The sequence below is a fragment of the Candidatus Magnetaquicoccus inordinatus genome (genome assembly GCF_004217665.1).
In the GTDB taxonomy this organism is placed as follows: domain Bacteria; phylum Pseudomonadota; class Magnetococcia; order Magnetococcales; family Magnetaquicoccaceae; genus Magnetaquicoccus; species Magnetaquicoccus inordinatus.
Window position 1 is genome coordinate 1 of record NZ_RXIU01000465.1, and the last position, 1,308, is coordinate 1,308.

At 53.4% G+C, this 1,308-nt stretch carries 2 protein-coding genes; both read left to right on the plus strand.

The features are described from left to right. Nucleotides 1-54 precede the first annotated feature (54 nt). Nucleotides 55-528, plus strand: coding sequence for a terminase (locus tag EJP87_RS16560; RefSeq protein ID WP_130472941.1), 474 nt, complete (start codon nt 55-57; stop codon nt 526-528). A 291-nt stretch (nt 529-819) separates the two neighbouring features. Next, entirely contained in the window at nt 820-1,017 is a 198-nt protein-coding gene (locus EJP87_RS16565) for a hypothetical protein (protein ID WP_130472942.1), read from the plus strand. Nucleotides 1,018-1,308 lie beyond the last annotated feature (291 nt).

The following is a 1,308-nucleotide window of genomic DNA, read 5'->3' on the forward strand; positions in this document are numbered from 1 at the left end:
TTCAGACTGATGGCACAGCATTGAATTCGTTGGAATATTAGCAGAGGTGCGACAATGGCGACCACACAAAACCTTACAAAAAAGCGGCTTTCTGCTATTCCTGCACGACGGCGGCAAATCTTTTTGCGGGCACTGGCAAGGCTTGGCTGTGTCACGCGAGCGGCCGCAGAGGCTGGATTGAGCCGGGTTGTTCTGTACACTTCGAGATCTGCAGACAGAGATTTTGCAGAGCAATGGACTGAAGCTATTGAAACATTTGCAGATTCTCTTGAAAGCGAAGCCTTTCGGCGGGGGGTGCAAGGCGTTGACCAGCCGGTTTACCAGGGCGGTCAATTGGTGGGCCACGTGCGGCGATACTCGGATTCTCTGCTGCTGGCCATGCTCCGGGCGCGAATCCCAGCATATCGAGCATCGGCACCGTCGGCACAAGCGGCGGCACCTGCACTTGTTGAGCGTGACCCGGCGCTACTCGCAAAGAAAATTGCCTTCGCTTTGGCGGTGGCGCAAAAGCGGCAGTCCAGCGGCTGATGAGTGTGGGCGCAGTGTCATCCGTATTATGACATGACCCTGGGGGGCAACTCCTGGGGTTTTCCATTTCGGCGCACAGAGCGCATTGTACGCACGCATGGCTCATTCTGCATGTTGCGCAAGTAAAGCAGTAGCAGCATATACTGCAATGATCTTCTATACGGCACAGAACGCAAGCAATGCACTATCAGCACGACAGGCAATTATTGAGATAACAGCATTGCCAGCCAGATAGGTGCCTCTCGCATGATAAGCAGGAATAGCACAGAACGTATATAGCGCATTAAGCGTATGACGGGCATCAACGGCAACTCAAGCATGATAAGCAGATTCAGCACGAAGCGCAGCACCAGCAAGACAGGTGATCACCGCACGACGCGCACAGCCAGCAAGACATACATGGCAGGACAGGCTGAAATGGCATTTAGCGCACTATGCGCGATTCTGGCGGCGTTTGCAGTTCAGGCAGAACATCATGGCCAGCCATGAGAAACGAGCCTGAGAATCACACTGAGAGCCATTGTGTGACTCATCATGAGACTGAGATACAAATACGGTATAAGGCTGAGGCATACACTCATAATGCCTCCTAGAACGCATTGTGGGCGCGTTTGCTGCACCATGGCCACTACCCTACCGGTCACACTGAGAAACGCTCTGAGAATCGCTCTGTGAGCCAGCATTAGGCAGTATAGTTGACCGGTTGGTAAAGTATGAGCACGGGCACTGCGCATCTGGATGGTGATTAACTTTATCGTCCAGGAGGCACGGCAGGAGCTG